This is a genomic window from Nocardiopsis protaetiae, assembly GCF_045446735.1.
GTDB classification, from domain to species: Bacteria; Actinomycetota; Actinomycetes; order Streptosporangiales; family Streptosporangiaceae; genus Nocardiopsis; species Nocardiopsis protaetiae.
Genome location: NZ_JBJJBV010000585.1, coordinates 1 through 291, shown reverse-complemented (window position 1 = coordinate 291; position 291 = coordinate 1). Strand labels below are relative to the sequence as shown.

The 291-nt window shown below is 74.2% G+C and carries 1 pseudogene; it reads right to left on the bottom strand.

From position 1 onward, the window contains the following. Positions 1 to 291 (bottom strand): annotated as a pseudogene (locus ACJOT3_RS34855) (HNH endonuclease); the annotation flags it as partial.

Below are 291 nucleotides of genomic sequence, written 5' to 3'. Positions count from 1 at the left end.
AGTCCAGGCAGGCCCGCAGTAGGACGGCGTCGGCGGCCGAGCCCCAGGCTTGGAAGAGGAACGATCCGCCGAAGGTCACGTCCAGGCGGGCGCCGCGCTCGGCGTCGGCGCGGGCGTGGTCCTTCTCGGCCCGGTCCGGGAGTAGGCAGGTCTGGAGGCGTGCGGCGAGGCGGTTGATGCGGGCGACCGTGGTGGCCTCGCCCTCGGCTCGGGCGGCCAGGATGCCGGTCTCCATCATCTGCCGTATCCGGTCGGCGGACACCGGTTCGCCGTCGGTGTCGTGGGGGGCGG